A 22,592-nucleotide genomic window follows, 5' to 3' on the forward strand; every position below is an offset into this window, starting at 1 on the left:
ACAGGAGAGGATTATTTATTAAACATTATCACCATGAAAAAGAAGACAACTCCAAAGAAACTCCAGCTCGTGAAAATCAAAATTGCTAATCTCAGTCAACCAAAACCTAAAGGAGATGTTTGTCTGACTTCCCTGGACCAAACAACCTGCCCTAATTGTCATCTGTAACTACGCAGTTTGATAGATTTGGCAAATAATTTTGTTCAAGTTAGCGATGCCAAATGGTAAATCAGCAGGAAACCTTATGCTGGCTTATTTGTAGAAATGAAGGAAGTAAATTTTGTATGATTTGGTCCGAGGTGCAGATGCCTGGGATACAAAACGTTAAGACCTCGTAGATCGTAAGATTTACGAGGTCTTTTGTCTGTTCTGAGGTCGAAATTGAATTTCCTTATTCACCTTTCAGTACTTCAACGGGATTCGTCCCTGCTGCCTTCATCGTCTGCCATCCAATCATAATAATTGCGATCAGGAACACTGTCAGTAAGCCAATGCACAACTCCATAAGCTGGACAGGTGTATGGTACGGAAAATGACTGAGTACAACGTTTTCAAAGAAAAGATAGGTAACAGGCAGCGCGATGATTGCCGCGATTGATAGTAGCACGAAGAAGCTACGGCTCAATAAGTAGATAAGATTGCTGAAGCTGGCGCCCATCACCTTCCGGATACTGATCTCCCTGAGTCGCGTCTCGGTAGTAAATACCACCATTCCAAACAATCCCATCGAAGCAATAGAAATGGCAAGAAACGAAAGGAAGCCGATGATCCTGATCATAATCGAAAATTCACTATAGGCATCTGCTATCGATTGGTCATAAAATTCAGCACTGAATGGATGGACACGATCGATCTTTTTCCACGTGGATGCTATCTTCGCCATCGTCGCCGGCATATCATCACTTTGTATCTTTACATTAATGACTGTTCTGTCCTCCGGTGTCCAGCAGGTAAATGCCACAGGTCCGATGAGGTTCTCAACCTTACCATAATGAAAGTCCTGCATGACGCCAACAATCGTCAATGTACGTCCATTCAGGATTATTTGCTCTCCGATCGCTTTTTCGGGTGCATGGAAGCTTATATTGAATCGCTTCAATACCTGTTCGTTGACAATCACCTCACTGACAGCTTCCGCGGTTTTGGGTCTTGCAATAAAATTCCCACCGGCAACAAGTTTATATCCATGCAGCGACAGATAGTTTTCGTCAACATGATTGGTCATGACAAGGGTAGAGTCGTTGGCATCTTTGTACTTCATATTGCCACCCCAGTAATTCCCGATTCCTGTCACAATTAAAGACCTGGATAGTGCTGTTATTTCAGGTATCTTTTCCAGTTCATTAAGCAGTACATCGGGTTTATTCCCCTGCGTATAGATGTTCAGAATGTTTGCTGTACGGAATCCCAGGTCGAATGAAAGGATATTTTTATACTGTACATAGCCCACTGAGGTCGTGGTAATAAAGATCAATGTGACGGTGTATTGAATGACGACTAAAGCACGTCTGAGCGTCAGGTGTTTGAAGACCTTAACAGATGATACATTCCTGAGTGCATTGATAGCATTGACTTTTGAAAAGAAGATCGCAGGCATAAAACCGGCAATAATGCCTATGATGACCGAAAAGACAATAAATGCCGCGATCATGGACGGAGTCAGCTCAAGTTTCACGGTTCGCTGCATCTCCGGAGCCAGGTTTATCAGCTGCGGGCGTAACAGAAGAAAGAGCAGGAATGAAAGTAAAAGCGCTGTCAGAGAGATAAGTATCGACTCAGCCAGAAACTGATGCCTTACCTGACGGGCACCGGCGCCAATTGCTTTACGGATACCTATTTCCTTAAAGCGGCGCATGGCACGTGCGATGGAAAGATTGGTATAATTGAAGCAGGCCGACAGTATCACTATGAATCCAAGTCCTCCGAGTATCCAGAGGACAACCGGCGAAACGTGCGGTCCTGTAAAGCCCGGTCCTCCCTCTGAACGACGCAGATTTTCGCCAACCACAATATTATATAGAGGAAGCGGTTCCAGTTCAATTCTGGTGTCTTTCTCAGCCCTGTTTTCCTCTTTTGCAATTGCGTCGAGCTGTGACTGAATAGCAACCATATCCGCATTTTTCGACGGCAGGATGTATACGAAGTTGGGCCATATATTTGTCCATTCCCCGAAATGCGGATCGTTTTTGTTAAGCTGCTCTGCTGTTGACAGTGATACCAGTACTTCGAAACTGATGTGTGAAAAGAAAGGAACATCTTTCATGACTCCGGTCACACGATAATCAAGTGTATCAAACCTGATCATCCTGCCAACCGCATCTTTGCTGCCGAAGAGTTTCCTGGCAGCCGTTTCTGTAAGCACAACCGAATAAGGGTCTTTTAATGCTGTTGCAGGATTACCCTCCAGCATTGGAAATGAAAAGATGCGGAACAACGAGGGCTCAGCCCAAAAGCCCTTTACAGGAAGAATGTTGTCGCCAACCTGTGCATCCTGTGAGAAATCATTACGTAAAATACTCACTGCCTCAATCCCGGTTAGCCTTTCCCGGATGAGCTGTGCGGTCTTTATCGATGCAGAGGCATATTTACCACCTTGTTCTCCTTTGAAAGTAGCCGCGCTGGAGATGCGATAGATCCGCTTACCGTTCTTATGGAACCTGTCGTAAGTGTGCAGATCCAGGACAAACGCAATCAGTAATAAGCCGACAGACACACTGATAGCAAGGCCAATGATGTTGATGGATGAGAATAGTTTGTTGCGCAGTAAGTTGCGTACAGAGGTTTTGATGTAGCTTCCTATCATGATCAGGTTAATAAAGGTTTCACAACTGCAATACGATACCTAAATGTATAGGGGAAATGCCATCAGGCATGCAAAATGTGATGAAACCTGAATTACCTGGTATAGAATGAAAAAAATGCTAACAATGTTAATAGTATCAAAGCGAATTGCGATAGTCACTTATCCAACAGGCGTCAGGCCATCTTATTGTACAGAAGGTGGTGGCGCCTGACTACCCCATTTTTCATTGGGCGTTCTGCCCATTCTCATCCATAGTTTCCCCCCTTTCATCAGTTCATCCCGATACAGCCACGCTTTGTCAAGCGGCTGGTCATTAAAGCGGGCCTCCTGCACATATACATTTTCTTTGCTGTTATTTTCAGTGACGATCTGTAAGGTCCTGCTTTTACCCAGTTGGATAGTGGCCTCGTCAAACAGCGGACTACCCAGCTGAATCACTGGTCGCAGGTCTGTTAATCCTTTCACGTCAAACAGCCCTAATGCCGCCATCACATACCAGGAGCCAAGCTGTCCCTGGTCTTCATCCTGACCATATCCGTAGCCATGTATATTTTCGGTACCGTAGAACTCATCACAGATAGCCCGGGTCCATTTTTGTGTAAGCCAGGGTTTACCGGCATAATTGAATAACCAGCTGACATGCAGGTTAGGCTGATTCCCATGATTATAACTAGCCTTGATACCTGCAAATGCATCGATCGTCTTCCCGCCTCCAAAGCTGTTTTGCTGAGCAACCGTAAAGATGTTGTCAAGCCGGGTGTTAAACTCCTCTCTGCCGATAGCAGCGATCAGACCAGCCGGATTTTGCGGTACATAGAAAGTATACTGTACCGCATTTCCTTCCTGGAATCCCCGCCAAGGCTCCAATGGATCAAATTTGTCAATAAACTGACCATTGGCCGTTTTGGGTTGTATCAGCTTTGATGCCGTATTAAAGAGCAGCTCCCAGCCCCTGGATTTTTTGATGAAATAGTCATAGTCCGCCGTTTTACCCATGGCCTTTGCCATTTGCGCTGTAGCGAAGGCACTAAAACTATATTCGAGTGTATGGGAAGCAGAGAACCTTGAACCGGTTGAATCAGTATTATCGGCGTCAAGATAAGGGGAGTAGCCATATTGATTGAAAGCTGCCACATCCAGTTTTCCCGACCCTACAGGTCTGTCAGTGCCATCAGTTTCATTTGCCCTGATCGCCTTGTAGGCCAGTGTGGTGTCATAGTCCCGGATACCACATTGATAGGCAGCCGCAATAGCCAGTCCTACGAAGTTGGTACCGACGCCGGAGGTAAATTGACCATTGGAGACGCCATCGGCAAACCAACCCCGTTTTTGATACACGTCCATCTGTGAACGTACATAGTCATTGTAATGCTCCGGATAAGCCAGTGCCCAGAGCTGTGTCAGATTCCAGAAGGCGCCCCAGATAGCGTCCGTATTATACAAATTAGGCTGTCCGGCGTCGTTGATAATACCACGTCCTAAAAGTGCATGATACAGTCCGGTGTAAAATTTTGTCTTATCCTTTACATCCTTACCGCTGACCCTCAGCTTGCCCAGTTCACCCTCCCAGGTCCTTGCTGCCAGTTGCTGTGCCTTTTTGAAGTCAAGACCAGTAGCCTCCGCTTCGAGGTTTTTTTGTGCATGCAGGGTAGAAGTATAGGAAAGACCGATCTTTAGTTCAACAACTTCCTGATCAGTAGTGGAAAATTCAAGGAATAGGCCCGCACCTTTGCCTTTACTTTCCCGGTTGTTTTCCTGTACGCCACTGGCATTAAATGCACCTACAGTCGCAGGTTGCTTGCTGATCTCTCCATAGAAATACATGGATATCTTTCCCTGCGGATCATACTTTTTGATATACGCCGGATAGGTAGTCACAAATCCCTCAAAATGCCTTTCGTCGGTCATATGTACAGCAGCATCCAGCACCTCGCCGCTTTCCCCTTGTTTATTGCCGATATCCAGTATGATCCTTGAATCAGCGGCTGCCGGAAAGGTATATCTGTGAAAACCTACCCGTTCAGTGGCGGTCAGTTCGGCGGTGATGTTATAGTCATCCAGTTTTACCTTGTAATATCCTGGCCTGGCTACTTCGTTTTTATGGTCAAACAGGGACCTGTATCCGTTTTTAATCCCTTTTTCCGCATCTTCCAGCGTGCCTGGTGTCAGTATCCGTTGACCAGTCGCAGGCATCACAACAATCCCGCCTACCTGCCATTCGTGAAAATGGGCAAATCCTTCTATAGACCGGTGCCGGGTGTCATAACCAACGGCTTCCCATCCACTGGGATTACCATCATGCCCGTTTGTCGAAGGGGCCAGTTTAGCCATACCATGTGGTAAGGCCGCCGGCGTGTAGAAGAACCAGCGGCTATGGGCAGTTCCGATACCCGGGTCCACGTATTGTGACAGGTTTTCCCGCTGACTCACACAGGAAGCAAAGAAGACTATAACGATAATAATGTATATATGTCTGTACATGGAATATTATTATGTATGTACAAACATATGCTTTTCGTATCGGAATGTCAAGTAGCTTATACCATCTTAAAAGCCGACCGTATTTCTTTTCTGAATAGCTTCTTCGGTTCTGGGCACAAAGGACTCTAATCCATTTGTTACCGCCTCTTCCTGAATTTCCTCAATAAAAGGACGGAAACTCGTATTGTACTCCTGAAATGCCAGCGCAAGGTCATCCTTGTGTGCATACATTGCATCTGCTAAGGCAGCAGCACCATCTATTGCCAGTGATCCTCCCATACCGGCAGCAGGAGAGGCACAATAGGCGGCATCACCGACCAGGGCCACTCTGCCTTTCGTCCAGGAAGGCATTTTTATCTGGCACAGTTTGTCGAAATAAAAGGTCCTGGAATTCTTCACTTCTTCCATGAGTTCAGCACTTCTCCAGCTTTCACCTTCAAACTGTGTAGCCATAATAGCCCTTTGTTGCGCTTCATCCCGGTAGTCATAAGGGATATCGGTATCCGAACGGAAACAGAAAATGATGTCAGTTTTATTGTTATACGCATTCAGCATAATGCCCTTGTCTGGCACATTATAAAACTGCGCCGTATTTTCTTTTATCAGGAGTTTATTGACGATCGTAATAGAAAAGTATTGTCCGAGAAAGTGGATGTAATCAGATTCCGGGCCGAACCAAAGTCTTCTTACCGCTGAATGTATACCATCACAACCAAAGAGCAGGTCAAATGAATGCTGGGAACCATCTTTAAATATCACCTGGATACCATTCGCAGTTTCATCGATGGCAGTAATGCTGTTGCTGAAAATAAATGTAACATCGTTTTTGATCGTATTGAACAGAATATCCAGTAATACATCCCGTTCAATTTCTAAATCATCATCCGGCAGCGTTTCACCTGCCTGTCTCAGCAACATCGATCCTACTGTCACATCATCCGCATCTTTGAATTCACATAGTTCCAGATGCAGCCTGTTGGCCCTTATCTGTTCAAGAATGCCCATACGATGAGCGATATCGATCGTGTTCCCACGTATATTGACAGGTGTGCCACCTCTCTTAAGATCGGGTGAGATTTCTACGACGGTAACATCGTAGCCCATTTTATTCATCCAGTAAGCGGTTGAAAGTCCGGCGAAACTAGCACCCGAAACAAGTACTTTTTGCTGTTTAAATTGGTCCATTGCTTATACCATTTATTTTTACGCTGTAAAGGAACGAACGATGGCCGGACTGTAAAATGGTAAAACGGAGTAAGTATTGGACTAATCGAGGTTTTTGTTCCGGAAAGCCAGGGGCGTCATACCAGTCACCTTGGTAAACAGACGTGAAAAGTAGGGATAATCATCATAACCCAATATCGTAGCAATCTCTTTTACAGACCTGTCGGAATGATAAAGCAGCCGTTTGGCTTCTAAAATAATACGTTGCTGTATATGATGGGAAACGGAGTAACCAGTAGTGTTCCTGACACACTCGTTCAGGTAGGGAGTAGATAAGTTTAATTGTTGTGCGTATTCCGTGGGACGCTTTATCGTCGCATATTCACGGTCTAATAACTTTCTGAAGGATTGGGTGACAATTTCAAAGCGGGAGAGTTTATCAGCTGGTTTGGATTGTTCCAGATATTGTCCGATAATCAATCCCACGAAGGCATTACAACAGTCTTTTAATAAAGTATGATTTTTTTTATTAAAAGATAGTTCGGATAATTTTATGAAGAGCGCTGCCGCTTCTGACAGGACGGTGAACGTTTCTTTTTTTAATACCAACGGTTTTACAGGAGTCATATCCTCCAGGAGTTGCAGATATTCAGGATGCAGGTGCTCGTTATTGATCGCCAGACTGACAACCGTTACATTCTTAAACTCCATCGTACGGTGTACCTGATCAGGATGCATGTACATGATGGAGGAAGGCTTGATCTTATAATGCTCGAAGTCAATATCCATCGACAGGGTACCGCTTTCAACCAGGTAGAAGGAGTGACGGTCATGCCGGTGCGCCTGCGCGATTCCCTCAATCGTACCAATATCTTCGACCTCGGCTAATTCTTCTAAAGAGCGTAAGTTTTTGATGAATATTTTTTCAATAGACATCCCCGAATTATGCTCGTCATCGAAGTGATTGACAGGAATGGACTGCTTTGTTTTACGCATCTTTTTTCAGTTCTCTTTTGCAAAAATAAACTTTTAGCAGCAGCTGTTGCGTTCATCTTAGTTTCCGGAATAGTAGTGATACCGGTAATGCATACTTATGCATGGGGAATAATAAAGTTACTGGGGAAATAACTAGTATTGGAACGGAAAGAAGACACTCATAACCCAATAGTATTTCACGGTATCTTTATGAATATGAAAATCTCCCGTTTCCTGGCTGCCTGTTTGTTATGTACAGGTACCCATAGTAGTTGCCCGGTCCTATAGCCAGCAGATTGAACAGGCGGAGCTGCTACTGGAAAATAAAAACTTTCTGCATGCCGCGATTGCCTATAGCAATGCGAACCGAGTGTCAGTGAACCGCACGCTTTCAAATTATCTAGCTTATTAATACCCCAATAATTAACTGGAATTATGCCACCTGATTTGCCAAATAATATTATCTTAGCGACTAAGATATTTAGTCAATAAGATATAATATGGATAAAGATCAGATAAGGCAGGTAAGAAAGCTGAGCCAGCTGTATGCATATACTTCTATTCAGCTGCATGAGGCGGTTGCCCGCAAAGCCGGACTTTCCGGTACTGACCATAAATACCTCGGTTTCCTGATGGAAAAGGGGCAGATGACAGCAGGAGAGCTATCCACATTGACGGGTTTGACTACCGGTGCAGTAACGGGTCTTATCGACAGATTTGAAAAGAAAAAGCTGGTAAAAAGGCGATTTGCAGAAGACGACCGGCGTAAGGTGCTGATTGAACCCATCACCGAAAATATCATGGCACTACTGACGCCATTGTATAAAAGCTTTCGCAGTCAGTCGGAAAAACTCCTGGCCTCCTTTTCTGAGAGCGAACGCAGCATCCTTGAAAGTTATTTCTCCCAGGCGATTGAGATCATGCAGGAAACGACGGATCAACTCAATAGTAAATAACCATAAAAGCGGCAGGATATGCATACTTACATACTTGGATTGCAGGAGATAGATGCTTCGGCATTTGCATTTGTAGGGGGTAAAGGGGCCAATCTGGGCGTTTTATCTCATCTGGAGGGGATTAATGTGCCGGAAGGTTGTTGTGTCAGTACAGCGGCTTATAAGGCGGTTACAGCGGGTAATCAGGAGCTTGGTGATTTGCTGGAGCAGCTGAATACCCTGAAAGCGGATGACCGCAAAGGCATCAGTGATAGCTGTAAAGCGATCCGTACATTGATCGAAAATACAGCCATCCCGGATGATGTCACAGCTGAAATCAGTGCATACCTGGACAGATTTAGTGATAAACAGGCATTCGCGGTGCGCTCCAGTGCTACTGCGGAAGACCTGCCCACTGCATCCTTTGCTGGTCAGCAGGATACTTATCTTAATATCATAGGAAAAGAGGCTGTTCTGCAACATATAAGCCGCTGCTGGGCATCTCTCTATACTGACAGGGCAGTCACCTACCGGCTGCAAAATGGCTTTGATCATAAACAGGTATCTCTCGCTGTCGTTATTCAGCAGATGATCTTCCCTGAGGTAGCCGGTATTATGTTCACAGCCGATCCTGTAACGTCCAGCAGAAAAGTGCTCTCCATCGATGCCAGTTTCGGATTGGGCGAAGCCCTGGTATCCGGTATCGTTAACGCGGATAACTATAAAGTACTTGGTGGTAAGGTGATCAGCAGAAAGATCGCTGTAAAGAAACAGGCCATTTTTTCGCTGGCAGCTGGTGGTACTGCTGAACAGGAAATCCATCCCGAAAAGCAACAGACTCCCTCACTGACCAACAGGCAGGTGCTCACATTAAGTGAGCTGGGACAAAAGATCGCGGCACACTTTGGACAGCCGCAGGACATAGAATGGTGTCTGGCAAACGGTACATTTTATATCGTCCAGAGCCGCCCCATCACCACCTTGTATCCAATCCCACAGGCAGATGATACCGAAAACCGCGTCTATGTTTCTGTCGGGCATAACCAGATGATGACGGATGCGATGAAGCCATTAGGACTCTCTTTTTTCCTGTTGATGACGCCTGCCATTATGCGGGTAGCAGGAGGAAGGATCTTTATAGACATTACCCGGCAACTCTCGCAACCGGCCAGCAGGAAAGGTGTAATAGAAACGCTGGGAAAATCACATCCGCTGATAAAAGATGCGCTCCTCACAATAACAAAGCGGAATGATTTTATCAGGATGTTACCTGATGATCCCAATGCACCTGCTAAAGTGCATCCGCTTGCTGCTGCGCAAACACCCATTGAAAATGATCCGGCAATTGTTACAGATCTGATCAGGACCACACAGGCATCGATCGCAACTTTAAAAGAAAATATACAGCACCTGTCTGTAGCAGAAAGTCTGGATTTTATCCTGGAAGATATCCGGCAACAAAAAGCAGCCATGTTCAAAGTACAAAGTATGGCAGTGATCATGGCCGGGATCAATGCGACGGAATGGCTCAATGATAAAATGAATAAGTGGTTGGGTGAAAAAGGCGCCGCAGATATACTCTCGCAGTCTGTTGCCAATAATATCACTTCTGAAATGGGACTGGCACTGTTGCATGTTGCCGATGCTATCCGCCCTTATCCGGATGTAGTGGCTTATCTGCAACAAACAAAAGACGATAACTTTCTGGACGCATTACCTGCGATTGACGGCGGACAGGAAGCCCGTACGGCCATTCTCGCTTTCCTTGATAAATATGGTATGCGCTGTGTCGGAGAAATTGACATCACAAAAACCCGCTGGCGTGAAAAGCCTGCGATATTATTGCCTGCCATTCTCAGTAATATCAAAAACTTTGAACCTGGTGCGGGTCTGCGGAAATTTGAAGAAGGTCAGCAGGATGCTCTCCGGAAAGAACAGGAATTATTAGCCCGCTTACTGCAATTACCCAATGGTAAACGAAAAGCCAGAGAGACCAAGGAAATGATCAGCCGTCTCCGGAATTTTATCGGCTATCGAGAGTATCCTAAATACGGTATGGTCAACCGCTATTTTATTTATAAACAGGCATTACTGAAAGCGGCAGAGACCCTTGTACAGGCGAATGTCATCCAGGAAAAAGAAGATATCTGGTACCTCTCTTTTGATGAACTGCAGGAAGTTGTGCGTACATCTAAACTGGATACCGCAATCATCACCGAACGAAAGGCTGCCTTTAAGCTATATGACAAGCTTACACCGCCGCGTGTGATAACATCTGATGGTGAGATCATTACAGGTAAATATAAACATACATACCTTCCGGCCAATGCCATAGCGGGTATGGCCGTTTCTTCCGGCATAATAGAAGGGCGGGCACGTGTGATACTGAACATGGAAGACGCTGATCTGGAAGAAGGGGATATACTGGTGACCGCTTTCACAGATCCCAGCTGGACGCCTTTATTTGTGTCGATAAAAGGTCTGGTCACTGAAGTCGGAGGATTGATGACACATGGTGCAGTGATTGCGCGTGAATATGGTTTGCCTGCAGTGGTAGGTGCAGATAATGTGACTAAATTGATCAAAGATGGACAACGTATCCGGGTGAATGGTACAGAAGGCTATGTAGAGATATTATAAAACTAAGCTTTGATGATAGTTTGATGATACTCATCCTTCATTCATCCTTCGTTGATAAACGAAGGATGAATGAAGGATGAGTATCATCAAAGCACTATCTGACAGATATTATAAAGTTCTTATAAAACAGACAATTCTTTCCACCTCACTGAAACCAAGACCTTTGTGAAAGGCAATCGCCTGATCATTGCTCACACTCGTATCAGACGCGATCTGCTTTATGCCTTTCTCCAGCGCCCAATCTTCAGCCACCTTTACAAGGTGCTTTGCGACGCCCTTCCGCTGATAATCCGGTGTTACATAAATACCTTCAATATATGCAACCGGCAGATCTTCAGCGCCCTCCACATAGTCATTACGGACTGACACATGTATGAATGCGATATATACATGATCAAACTTTACCAGATAACAAACATCCTGCTCAGCAGCTATCATCCCGCTAAAATATACATGTTCTTCTTCCGCCACACAGTCCGGCCATAATTTCAGGACAAGGGGAATCAGGTGGTTGATGTTATCAGAGGAAAGCTTTTCGGTGGTCATTTGATTTGCAATGTTTCGGGAAATATAACCAACTTATGGGATCAGTGCATAAAAAAGCCGGCTGCTATGTGCAGCCGGCTACTTATTTACAGCGAAATACTATTTCGTATGTCCTTGCAGCTTAGCGCTTTACCAGAGCTACGATCTTTTTGCCACCGGTAACAATGCCCACCGTCAATAAACCAGCCAGCAGACCGATTGCCGCCTCTTTAATAAAGGATGGCCAGGACGGTACCAGATGATGCAGAAAGTCGATATTATGGACGAAAATGCCACCGGAAACGAGGATTAAAGCAATGGTTCCCACAACTGCCAGCAACCTGATAATCAATGGAAGTGCCTTTACCAGCAAACCACCCAATACAGATAAGGCGCCTTTATTACCGGAATGTTTGATCAGTTTAAATCCGGCATCGTCCATTCTGACAATAAGGGCAACGATACCGTATACACCGATCGTAGCCAGTATGGCAACGATGCAAACGGTAACGATCTGTGTGATCAGTCCCTGTTCCAGTACCGATCCCAGGGCAATAATGACGATCTCTACAGAGAGAATAAAGTCCGTCACGATCGCAGATTTGATCTTCGCTTTTTCAGCTTCACTGTCACTCAGCTTCACCGCTTCAGCTTCTTCATGACCACCCGCTTCGTGGTGGAAAAAATATTCGATGATCTTTTCTACACCTTCATACGCCAGGTAAAATCCACCGAGCACCAGTGCAACCTTAATGGCAATGGGAAAAAATGCATTTAATAATAAGGCGATCGGAACGATGATGAGCTTGTTCAGCAGAGAACCTTTGGTGATGGCCCACAAAACTGGTAATTCCCTGGAAGCAAGAAAGCCTGTCGCTTTTTCTGCATTTACTGCCAGGTCGTCTCCTAAGATCCCTGCTGTTTTTCTTGTTGCTACTTTGGCCGCTACAGAAACATCATCCATTAAGCTGGCTATATCATCTAAAATTGCAAAAATGCCCGATGCCATAATTTAGTTCGTCGTTGATTGGATGGCAAAAGTAGTAATATTTCGCCATAGTGGCCACAGCTAAAGGTTTTTAAAGAGACAGTGTTTCTCCAGTAGCTGTTGCACATCATCGCCATACATCGGTGTGTAACCAAGATCAACAGCTTTATGCAGGTTTTCACATGCTTTGTCAGTTTCTTTCATGGCCAGATAGACCAGCGCCCTGTTTCTGTAAGCATATGAATTTTCTGGAAGTAGCTGTATTGAGTGCTCTATATCCTTCAGTGCGCCTTTCAGATCATTCATTTTATATTTCGCATATCCCATATTATTGTATCCTAAGGGATCGTCAGGTGCCACTTCAAGCATTCTTTTAAACTGCCTGATGGCCATTTTATAATCACCCAGATCCATATAGCGATAACCAAGATTACAAAGGACCGCTGTCTCGTTAGGATCGATGTGGAGTGCCTTTTCCAGGTACATGATGGCGTCATTGATCCGCCCAAGGTCGTCAAGTACCATACCTAGATTAGATAAAGCCTGAATATTCGTCGAGTCTTCATCATATACTGATTTAAAATCTTTATAAGCGCCCTGAAAATCTCTTTTCATGTTACGGGCAGCGCCTCTGTTACAGATTATCAAATGTCTGAGCGAATCGGTCTTCTCATACTTTAACGCCAGGGTGAGATCATCTATGCTCTCGTCGGGCATCTGCATGTTGTAAAAGAATAATCCCCTGTTAGCATAATAGGTGGGCTGATCCGGCTCCAGCAGTATTGCCATGTTGTGATTGATCAGGGCAGAATCGTTAAGATTTTTATAATAGTATATTCTGGCCCGCATGTCATAATAGTCTGCATTTTTAGCGTCTGACTTTATGATGCGGTTTACAACGAACAGTGCTTCATCATATCTTTTTTCCTTATATAGTTGCTGTGTTGCGTTGAATAGTGTTGCAAGGAGCTCTTCCTTTGTTTCCTGGGCAACCGCCGATAAGGTTAACATCATCAGCAGACCAATGAGCATTGATTTCATAGAGGGACTAATTTCTTATAACGAATATAAGATGTCTCCCCGGATGTTTTAGTATTATTTACCCCGGATATGATGATGTTATCGTTTTTTGTTGTTAAAGAACAATATCATCACTGCCAGCAGACAACTAACAGTACCGAACAGGTAAATCGCTTCATAATTGAACCATCCCGCTATAAGACCTGCAATAGGACCGGCCAGTCCCAGCGAGAGGTCAAAGAATGCGGAATAAGCGCTCAGGGCAGTACCTCTCATTTGTGGCGATACTTTTTTAATAGCCAGTACGCCTAAGGAAGGGAACATCAGGGAGAAACCCATTCCCGTCAGACTACAACCTGCAATAGCCATCATCGCAGTGGAGGAAGTGCCTATCAGCAGCTGACCGAATGCCTCCACTAATAATGATACCAGGGCAACGCGATATCCACCGTATTTATCAGGGAAAGAAGAAAAGAACACACGGGTCAGAATATAAAAACTGCCGAATGTTATGAATGCCAGCGAAGGATTGCCCCAGTCCTTTTCTGTAAACAACAGTGAAATGAAAGATGAAATACAGGCAAATCCAATAGACGCAAATGCCAGTCCGAGACCTTGTCCGGTGACCAGACCGATCACTTTGTAGAAAGGTGGTCTTACATGCGCGGCATCTACCGGGAGATCTTCCAGTTTAACGGTTGCCAGCCAGCTGATAACAGATAGTAAGATGATCAATCCGAATACATAACTGACGCCCAGCGCTCCTTTCATCCATATCGCCACAGGCGCCCCGATAGCTATGCCGGCATACATGGCGATGCCATTCCAGGTCATGACCTTACCTGATTTGGAAGTACCTACCAGACCAATACCCCAGGTAAGTGCACCGGTTATCGACAGACTTTCAGAGATCCCATGTATGATCCTCGCCAGGAAGACCAGGGCAAGCGCAATAGTTGTCTGCTGACTAAAAGCAGCTGAGAGCATATAGATGAGGCCTGCCACCATAATAAGCAATACGCCATGATGGTTGCTTCTTTTAGCTCCTTTGGTATCCGTGATCCTGCCCGCATAGGCTCTGGTCAGTAAGGTGGCCAGTGATTGCAGCCCAATAGCCAGTCCAACTATCAGACTACCCGCCTGCAGGTCGTTTTTGACAAAACCTGGTATGGAGCCCAGTGTCATACCAATAGTCAGATATATGGCAAAAACCGAAGTGATAATCGGGATGATGATCTGTGAAAATGTCTTTTCAGCAGGTACGCCAGACGAGGGAAATGTTTCCGGCGCCAGGCTGCTTTGTTTGTCGCTTACGTTTTGTATCGTATTCATTCAGATAAATTTAACGATGCAAAACTAGGACAGCAGCTTACAAGGTAGGATAGCTGATCAATGGTTATGATAGGACAAATAATGGTTTTATCCCCTGAATTCGGTAGGCGTCATACCGGTATTCTTTCTGAAAAAACGGGAAAAATAGGCGTGGTCTTCATAGCCCAGGTCAAAGGCGATTTCTTTTACATCAAGCGGGGTATAGTATAAGAGCCGTTTGGCTTCCAGCAGTATTTCCTGATTGATCCAGTAACTCGCGGGAAATCCGGTGATCTCCTTGACGACTTCATTGAGATAAAGCGGTGTAATATTGAGCAGGGAGGCATATGCTTTCACCTGTTTTAATGTCCTGCACTGCGCAATGATCAGTTGCTTGTAACGGATGACGGTATTGTATTTCTGTCCGCCGACCAACGCAGGGGACTGCTGCGATTGCACAATGCCGGAAGCGATCAGTCCTGCTAAGGTGTCTACCACTGAATCGATCAGCGTAGCCCTTAATGGTAAGGCCGGCTGCGCCAGTATTTCTTCCAGTATAGCCGCTACGCGGAATGCCGCGTCATCTTTCTTTACAGCGACAGACTGGCGTGTATTCACATACGTCTCAAAGATCTCCCGGTATTGGTTAGGGATGCGTTCTGCATTGACAAATACCATCCATCCCTTGCAATTGGCGTAGCTAATATATTTATGCACCTGACCCGGCGTCACAAAACACAGGGTAGGGCCTTTCAGTGGTGTTTCTGAGAAATCCAGTTCCCATATGAAGCGCCCCTGCTGCTGGAGAATGAACATATAATGATCATCCCGGTGAGCGATCTGCGCATAGTCCTGTAGCTCGCCTATCGGACTGATATCGACGCCTTTGTTATTCAGCTCTTCTGTATGTATTATGATTGCGGGCTTTTTCATCGAGGTGTATACTTATCCTGCTGTGGTAAAAGTACAAATAATGTATCTAAGTTCTTTGCAGATAGTGGTCCAGACAAAACAGGGACCATCCCCACTGGAATGATCCCTGTTGTATTATTGGTACAGGAGGAGGCCTGTAAGTCTGATCCTGCCTTACAGCTGATGTTCCTGCAGCAGTTTCTCCAGCGTCTCTCTGGTATTGGTATTTGGCTCTATCTCTTTCAGACGTTTTACCTTTGCCAATATAGCTGCAGACCAAAATTCAGGCGTCCATTGCTGCAGGGTCCTGATGGCCATATTCCTGTTCCTTGTCACCGGACTATCCAGTGCTGCCAGGATGATCGTTTCCCCCTTTTGAGGATGATTTTCCAGGAATGTTACTACATGTTCCAGGCTTTGGTATTTGTCAAAATGTTCGCCAAAGCCCATTGCATCTTTAGGTCCGGTTGCACATGCCTGTAACGGCAGATGTGTCAGCGCAAAATCAATCACGGTATCAGTCATATCAGCCGGGGCCTGATGAGCAACGTCATACCAGCAGGAACTATTCAGGGGTTGTTGCTGCAGTCGTTTCCAGGATGTATCCCAGATATCGATACCCAGTGAAGCAGCCGCCATCTTACCATGCCAGTAAGTACCGTCATTATCGCTTGCCAGTGCTTCGATCGCAAGCCTTTTCCATTTATCGTTATGCAGGATCTTTAACAGATCGATCAGACAGTTGGAGATGATATCATCTGTCCATCCGTTTTTTGCATGTTCGCCAATATCTTCTGTCAGTCTGGTCAGGAATTGTTTTAACTTCTCCAGATCGACAAAGTCAGTGATATCATCAGCATGTTCGGCAGCGTGCCGGATATAGTTTTCTACGGTAGCCGGAGCGTCCGTATACATAGAAATGTCTTCTGCCGGTCCGCCATAGATCATGGCGCCAATAATTTCACTTGATGCCTTGAAAAGAGCATCATCGATATTTGATGCGGCTAGTTTTTCCTGCAACTGACCATAGGTCGCGCAGGTATAAGCCAGATACTCAATCATAATACTATTTTTATAGCCTTCAAGAATAAGCCAGTCTTTGATCTCTTCAGATAAGTCCAGGGTGGCCAGTCTGCTGACAAGTTGAATTTTACCCCAACCGTCCACTTTCTTTGCCAGGTCCCACAGGTCACCAACAGGTGCTGCGGAGCCGTTAAAGAGCGCAATGGCTGCATAGAGCGTAAATTCATCATGCAGCGCCAGGATTTTGATGGCTGACAGGATGGATGTATCCCTGCATAAACCGCCGATGGAAATACCCATTTTTACAGCATTCCGGTGGCCGGACCTTGTGATCAGGTCCAGCACAAAAGGAACCAGATATGGATCTAATGGTAAGGCTGATTCCGCGGCCGCTTCCAGCAGATCATCCACCACATCATTAATCCCTTCATGTGCGGTAATGAGCGTATAGAAAGCATGCTCGCTGGTTTTATCGCCACTGATAGCGATCGCCTTCAGGTGCTCCATCAGTTCTTCCACCAGTGCCTGTGACTCCTCAGACTGATTTCCGCTGACCATCGCATCCAGGAGGCCGGGTGCAAACTGGATCTGGTCCGGTTCTTTCTTCCGGTCGGGTAAATCGTAGGCTGCCTTGTCAAGTCGTCCATCCGGTGTGATGTGTGTCGCAATAAAATCGAACAGGGACTTGTCTGTCCGCCATTCGGCTGGGTTATTATTTGTTCCGGATATACGCTGTAAAAATTTCCTGATCATCGCAATGGCTTTAATGATAGCAATATTAGAGCGTGGGTGCGCACTGTTTTTGCGCAGTGGAGTCTTTTTTATGAATTGATAGTATAGGGAATGACTATCAATGGGTTAAAAAGCGTAAAAGCAAGGGCTCGGATAGCGCTTCCGGGCCTTTGCCTCTTATTATAAAGCTGTTACTTTAATGTCGTCTATCGTTGCCATACAGTCAAAAGACCGGACACCGATCGTTCCTGCCGCAAATTCACTATCTGTTACCGTGATCACAGGCGTACTGCCCTGTTCAAAGTAAACCATGATCTGATCGCCTTTGGCATGTATCCTGATCGTATAGGCTTTGTCCTTTTCCAGTTGTTGCGGATACTCCTTCAGTAAGGTCCACTTCCTGCCGGAGGATTTACCCAGTTGTATCCTGCCATTTTCAGCATCTATACCGACGTAATAACCATTATAGGCATCTGCACCCAGGTTCTGGGAAGAAACGCGGAAAATGATACCTGCATTGCCGGCAGAGCCTAATTTCACGGATGCTTCATAACGCAGATCGCCGAACCAGGTATTGGAAGGGATACATTTTACACCATGGATACCATATCCCCAGGAACCTTTGTTGGAGGCTGCGTGGATAGCACCGTCCTTAATGAACCATTGTCCGTAATTGATCCAGGTATTCAGCGTCGCATTTGTAAAGTCTTCATTGAAGCTGGTCGCAGGTGCCGCGGGCGTACCGGTCACCGGGAAATTACTGATCCGGATATTCTCGGAACCGTAAGGGACCAGGGTGATCTCTTCCACTGCTGCGGTTGAGCTCACCGGACTATTCGGCACTTCTTCCGCATGCATCTCATTATCAGAGACTTTCCAGGAGGACAGCCTTTGTGCCTTCAGTTTCAACCGTACAGGCGTCGTCGCCTGTACAAAAGGGTTTTCCGGCATCGCCTGTTGTTCTACGCTTACTGATTGGGCTAGCTGATTACGGTCGACCGCCAGTGCATAGTTCCAGGGAGAGGTGGGTTTAACTTCATAGTCAAAGAAGCCCTTTACCGGATGTTCTTTACGAACGGAATAGGCAGCGTCCATTTTCAGGGCATATACCAGCGGACCGCGTTCCACGGTTACCGACTGATTGACCTGGTCAGAGAAATGTACTTCCATCGGGAAATGCAGCAATACAACATCTCCTTTTTTCCAGCCACGGTTTAGTGTGAGCATATTACCGGCAGCTACGCCGTTTTGTTTTACGCCATTGATGCTTACCTCCGGAGATTTACACCAGTTGGGTATTCTCAGCGTCAGTGGGAATGTTGCTGCTTTCTTTGGATCTACATGGATACGGATCTTTTCTTCGAAGGGATAATTGGTCTCCACATTGAGTTTAACCGCAACGCCTTGTCCGACAAACGTATTCACTTCCACCGGTGCATAGGCGATCACTGCCAGACCTTTATCAGCCGTCAGCGCCCAGCTGTTCTTAACGAAATAAGGCCAGCCCATGTGCATGTTATAACGGCAGCAACCCATCCCTGAGTAAGGACTCAGCAGGATACCGCCATCATAGTCTTCATCAAAACCGCTGTTGCCATGTTTGCAGAATAGCTGATTAGGCTGGGTATAGTATAAATGAGATTTGATATCCCGGCTGAATTGTGCCGGTAAGGTATTAAAGGCGATCTTTTCCAGCTGATCCCCGATCCCTGCATCATGTACGATCCTGCCGGCAGTTTCCAGACTTTGCATCCATTCTACCACTGTACAGGTTTCTACACCCTGGAAGGAGCTTTTACCCGAAAGGAATTCTGTACCGGAAGCAATGATGCCTGCCAGTCCGTGGTCCCGCAACAGATGGGCTATGCCTTTCTGTGTAGCCTGGCGGTATACATCATCATGGTTCAGTTGTGCATACAGCACAGGGAATTTCAGGGCCTGTCCGACGCTTACACTATGTTTCGTATGGAAGTCGCCTCCAAGATGATAAAAGGCGTTATTCGTATAGATATTCGCCCAGGGATAGGCTTGTTTATCCAGCTTCTGAGCCAGTTCCAGCAGGAACTTGTCGCCGGTTTTATTATACAGCCAGAAGACCATTTCGATATTGTCACCGGTCCTGGATTTACTCCATTCGTACAATGGAACGGAATCCAGGTTGGCCAGTTCATATTTGAAATACCGGGTAAAGAAAGGGATCACCTTTTGATCGCCGGTAGCTTCGTAGTAGCTCTGTAAGGCGTACATCATCGGCATGCGTGGCCACCAGTCTTTCATTTTCGCCGGACCGAAAGAGCCATCCGCATGCTGGTTGTCCAATGTCCACCTGATCCATTTGAGAGAACGGGCTTTTAGTGCCGGGTCGTCCAACGTATACGCGAGTGCGATCAGCCCTTTTACATAATAGGGGACACGTTCCCAACCGGAACCGGTACCACCCAGCCAGTCAGAGGCGGGGCCGAGATTGTCTGCTTCCGGATATAATTCTTCTGCATGACCAGTTGCGCCGTCACGCTGCAACTCCAGTTGTTTCAACAGCCATCCTTTGGCTTTGATACTCCCCAGTGGCAGCTGCACATAGCTATCGGAGGACAGTGGCGACCTGTTATAGATATTGGTTTGGGTTTTAGGCTGCTGCGCTGTGGCAAGAAGGGGTGTCCCCAACAGCAGACCTGACAATAAGATGTTTCTCAGCATGGATCTGTTTACGTTGATGTGAATTCAACCTCCAATATAATAGAACTCATTCGTAAACAAAATACTCCTGCTGAAAAAGTCTGCTAAGTTGACTGTTTTGTCGCTTTATGCCGTCTGCCCATGATAGGCCAGCAGGTATTTCAGCGTCAGCTCCCGGAACATTTGTACATCCGCCGGGTCGACAGGTACATCGATCTCTTTGGCCTGATCATCCCAGTAACGCAGTTTGATATAGCTGTCCAGGAGCGGGTCTTTCTCATATTCTGCGGCTTCTTCCGCCGTCATCGGCCCCCCTTGGTATTCCAGTGTCTTTTTGGAAGCTTCGGACAGCAGGTCATAATAGGCGGCGTTGCTGTAAGTCAGATACCGTTTGGCGTCTACATGGCTTGCGACCAGAATGCCCATCTTCTCAGGAAAACCGTTTTCTGCCAGGTATTGTTTACCCAGTTGATCATGTGCCATCTTCCCGTATACGCCCATGCTTTCACCATGTTCCAGGAAATGCCCGATATCATGATAAAAAGCTGCCAGGATCATTTCGTCATCATAACCTTCCAGTTGCGCCAGTTTACCCGCCTGCACCATGTGCATTAATTGCGTGACGCCTTCTCCATATTCCTCCTGACCGTACCTGTTATACAGATTGAAGATGTTCTCTATACGCGCTTCGATCTCCTGTCTGTTCAATTGCATAAGTCTGTATTTTGAATGGTTATTGTCTGTTTAAGAAAAGTTTATCTGCCGGAATCAGTTGTTTGTAAAGTCCTGGTCCCTTATAGAAAGCATCCAGCCAGAAACCACCTTCGCCATTGTAAAACTCTACACGTACCGGATGTCTGCCGGCACTTAACTGAATACTCCCGGAGCGTTCTGTTACGCCGTGATTGCCGTCGTTATTTACGACTTCTTTTTCATCTACAAAAAGTTTACTGCCATCGTCTGAGCTGTTGTAGAAGGTATATTCTCCGGGGATATCTATTTGCAGATAACCGGTGAAGACAATACCGAAAACGCCGTTTTGTTTATCGAGGATAGACAGTAATTGTTCGCGGTTTAACGCAAACTCATATGTCTGCCATTCTCTCACGGGGGTAAGGTCTTTAAATAGCGGCAGATATTTCCATCCCTGTCCGGTATAGAGTTGTACCCGCAGACCATTAGCATGGGTACTATCCACCAGTCTGTAGTAAGCGACAGCCGTACTGCTTTCATTCCCTTTTTTGTCAAATGAGGCAGCCCTTACCACTGTAGATTTCTTCAGTTCAAAAGGTGTTGTATAGCGGGGAGAGGCACTATCCGGTTTAGTGCCATCCAGGGTATATCGGGTTACTGCATCGGGTGCGGTAGTTGTGATGCTGACAGTTGCGTTGGTATTGATATACAAACCTCCTGCCTGCTGGTAAAGGTACTTTTTGGGTGCGATAACCGGCGTGGAGATCAGTGATTTGCCCAACCAGAGATTGGATGGAGCAGTAAAGCCTTCAAAAGCACTTTTGACTGGTCTGCCGATCCAGACATACGGTGGTACTGTTTTCAATGCAAAAGCAATTGTAGCTGCAAGATCGTAAGTAGCTACCTGCTCTGGTATCACATATCCTTTTTTAATGCCTTTACCATGCAGGATCATAGCAATTTCTGCTTCTTCCGGCGTAGCGCCGCCATGTCCGTATCCTACACCGCCATGATCCGCTGTGACGATGACCAGTGTTTGCTGTGCGATACCTGCTTTTTTAATGGCGGTCAATACCTCTCCGATTAAGGAATCAGTTTTGGCAACTGCCTGATAATATTCTTTCGAACCATGTCCGTACTCATGACCGGCGCCATCCACATGGTCGAGGTGCAGGAAAGCAAACAAGGGTTTCTGTTGCAGGTAAGCAGCGAAAGCCTGTGTAGTGGAATCTTCTGTGGAGAAAGTCTTGTCGAAGGATACCGCATGCTTTTCAAACAGACGGCCAAATCCTCCCCAGTGATATACCGCGCCTATATCTGCTTTGGGATATTTATTATGTAGCACGCCAAAGATCGTCGGAAAGATACCTTCCTCGTTGCGTACGATCGCGGGCAATGAATGAGATTCACGTTCCCAGTCATTGTCTGTGATACCATGCTGCTCAACACCAGCACCCATGATCATGGATGCCCAGTTGGAGCTGCTGGAAGAGGGTAATACGGTACGTACGTTCCATTTTACACTGCCTTCCGTGATCATCCTGTGTAAAACGGGTGTAGCTGCCTGCCGGATACCATCCGGACTCAGACCGTCTACACCTATTACGACCACATGCTGAATCCCTTCGGGATAAAGTTGATTGTCTTTTTGTGCAATAGCAGAAAGACTGCCTGCCGCAAAGAGCAGTGTCATTGTATGTTTCAGACTATTCAT

General features: G+C 46.0%; 15 protein-coding genes. 2 read left to right on the forward strand and 13 right to left on the reverse strand.

Features of this window, described 5'->3' with window-relative positions:
• Nucleotides 1–391: 391 nt before the first annotated feature.
• From BMZ72_RS33435 to BMZ72_RS33450, 4 genes are all read right to left on the reverse strand, one after another.
• Complete coding sequence (locus BMZ72_RS33435; RefSeq protein WP_089815383.1) at nt 392–2,803, reverse strand: ABC transporter permease; 2,412 nt, start codon at nt 2,801–2,803, stop codon at nt 392–394.
• Nucleotides 2,804–2,986: 183 nt separating this feature from the next.
• The gene (locus tag BMZ72_RS33440; RefSeq protein ID WP_089815385.1) at nt 2,987–5,284 is read right to left on the reverse strand and encodes a GH92 family glycosyl hydrolase; all 2,298 of its coding nucleotides are present in this window, start codon (nt 5,282–5,284) and stop codon (nt 2,987–2,989) included.
• Nucleotides 5,285–5,350: 66 nt separating this feature from the next.
• A complete protein-coding gene (locus BMZ72_RS33445; RefSeq protein ID WP_089815387.1) occupies nt 5,351–6,469 on the reverse strand; it encodes an FAD-dependent monooxygenase in 1,119 nt (372 codons plus the stop codon).
• Between the two features lie 81 nt (nt 6,470–6,550).
• Nucleotides 6,551–7,444, reverse strand: coding sequence for an AraC family transcriptional regulator (locus BMZ72_RS33450; RefSeq protein WP_089815389.1), 894 nt, complete (start codon nt 7,442–7,444; stop codon nt 6,551–6,553).
• Nucleotides 7,445–7,923: 479 nt separating this feature from the next.
• Here BMZ72_RS33450 and BMZ72_RS33455 point away from each other — a divergent pair, with 479 nt between their 5' ends.
• Nucleotides 7,924–8,379: a MarR family winged helix-turn-helix transcriptional regulator gene (locus BMZ72_RS33455; RefSeq protein ID WP_089815391.1), complete on the forward strand. Its 456-nt coding sequence runs from the start codon at nt 7,924–7,926 to the stop codon at nt 8,377–8,379.
• Nucleotides 8,380–8,397: 18 nt separating this feature from the next.
• Nucleotides 8,398–10,998: a phosphoenolpyruvate synthase gene (ppsA, locus tag BMZ72_RS33460; RefSeq protein WP_089815393.1), complete on the forward strand. Its 2,601-nt coding sequence runs from the start codon at nt 8,398–8,400 to the stop codon at nt 10,996–10,998.
• Between the two features lie 108 nt (nt 10,999–11,106).
• On the opposite strand, the gene aac(6') is transcribed toward ppsA, so the two are convergent.
• The 9 genes from aac(6') to BMZ72_RS33505 form a co-directional block, all read right to left on the reverse strand.
• Complete coding sequence (gene aac(6'), locus BMZ72_RS33465; RefSeq protein ID WP_089815395.1) at nt 11,107–11,544, reverse strand: aminoglycoside 6'-N-acetyltransferase; 438 nt, start codon at nt 11,542–11,544, stop codon at nt 11,107–11,109.
• A 121-nt stretch (nt 11,545–11,665) separates the two neighbouring features.
• A complete protein-coding gene (locus BMZ72_RS33470; RefSeq protein ID WP_089815397.1) occupies nt 11,666–12,532 on the reverse strand; it encodes a DUF808 domain-containing protein in 867 nt (288 codons plus the stop codon).
• Nucleotides 12,533–12,592: 60 nt separating this feature from the next.
• Nucleotides 12,593–13,552, reverse strand: a complete 960-nt coding sequence (locus tag BMZ72_RS33475; RefSeq protein WP_089815399.1) for a tetratricopeptide repeat protein — start codon at nt 13,550–13,552, stop codon at nt 12,593–12,595.
• Between the two features lie 78 nt (nt 13,553–13,630).
• Nucleotides 13,631–14,863, reverse strand: coding sequence for an MFS transporter (locus BMZ72_RS33480; protein WP_089815400.1), 1,233 nt, complete (start codon nt 14,861–14,863; stop codon nt 13,631–13,633).
• Nucleotides 14,864–14,950: 87 nt separating this feature from the next.
• Nucleotides 14,951–15,775 (reverse strand): AraC family transcriptional regulator, encoded by an 825-nt coding sequence (locus BMZ72_RS33485; RefSeq protein ID WP_089815402.1) that lies wholly within the window; start codon nt 15,773–15,775, stop codon nt 14,951–14,953.
• A gap of 153 nt (nt 15,776–15,928) precedes the next feature.
• The gene (locus tag BMZ72_RS33490) at nt 15,929–17,530 is read right to left on the reverse strand and encodes a hypothetical protein (RefSeq protein WP_089815405.1); all 1,602 of its coding nucleotides are present in this window, start codon (nt 17,528–17,530) and stop codon (nt 15,929–15,931) included.
• Between the two features lie 159 nt (nt 17,531–17,689).
• Nucleotides 17,690–20,206, reverse strand: a complete 2,517-nt coding sequence (locus BMZ72_RS33495) for a beta-L-arabinofuranosidase domain-containing protein (RefSeq protein ID WP_089815407.1) — start codon at nt 20,204–20,206, stop codon at nt 17,690–17,692.
• 105 nt (nt 20,207–20,311) lie between these two features.
• The gene (locus BMZ72_RS33500; protein ID WP_089815409.1) at nt 20,312–20,899 is read right to left on the reverse strand and encodes an HD domain-containing protein; all 588 of its coding nucleotides are present in this window, start codon (nt 20,897–20,899) and stop codon (nt 20,312–20,314) included.
• Between the two features lie 19 nt (nt 20,900–20,918).
• Nucleotides 20,919–22,592, reverse strand: coding sequence for an alkaline phosphatase family protein (locus BMZ72_RS33505; protein ID WP_089815412.1), 1,674 nt, complete (start codon nt 22,590–22,592; stop codon nt 20,919–20,921).

Source organism: Chitinophaga sp. YR627 (assembly GCF_900114995.1).
Classification (GTDB): domain Bacteria; phylum Bacteroidota; class Bacteroidia; order Chitinophagales; family Chitinophagaceae; genus Chitinophaga.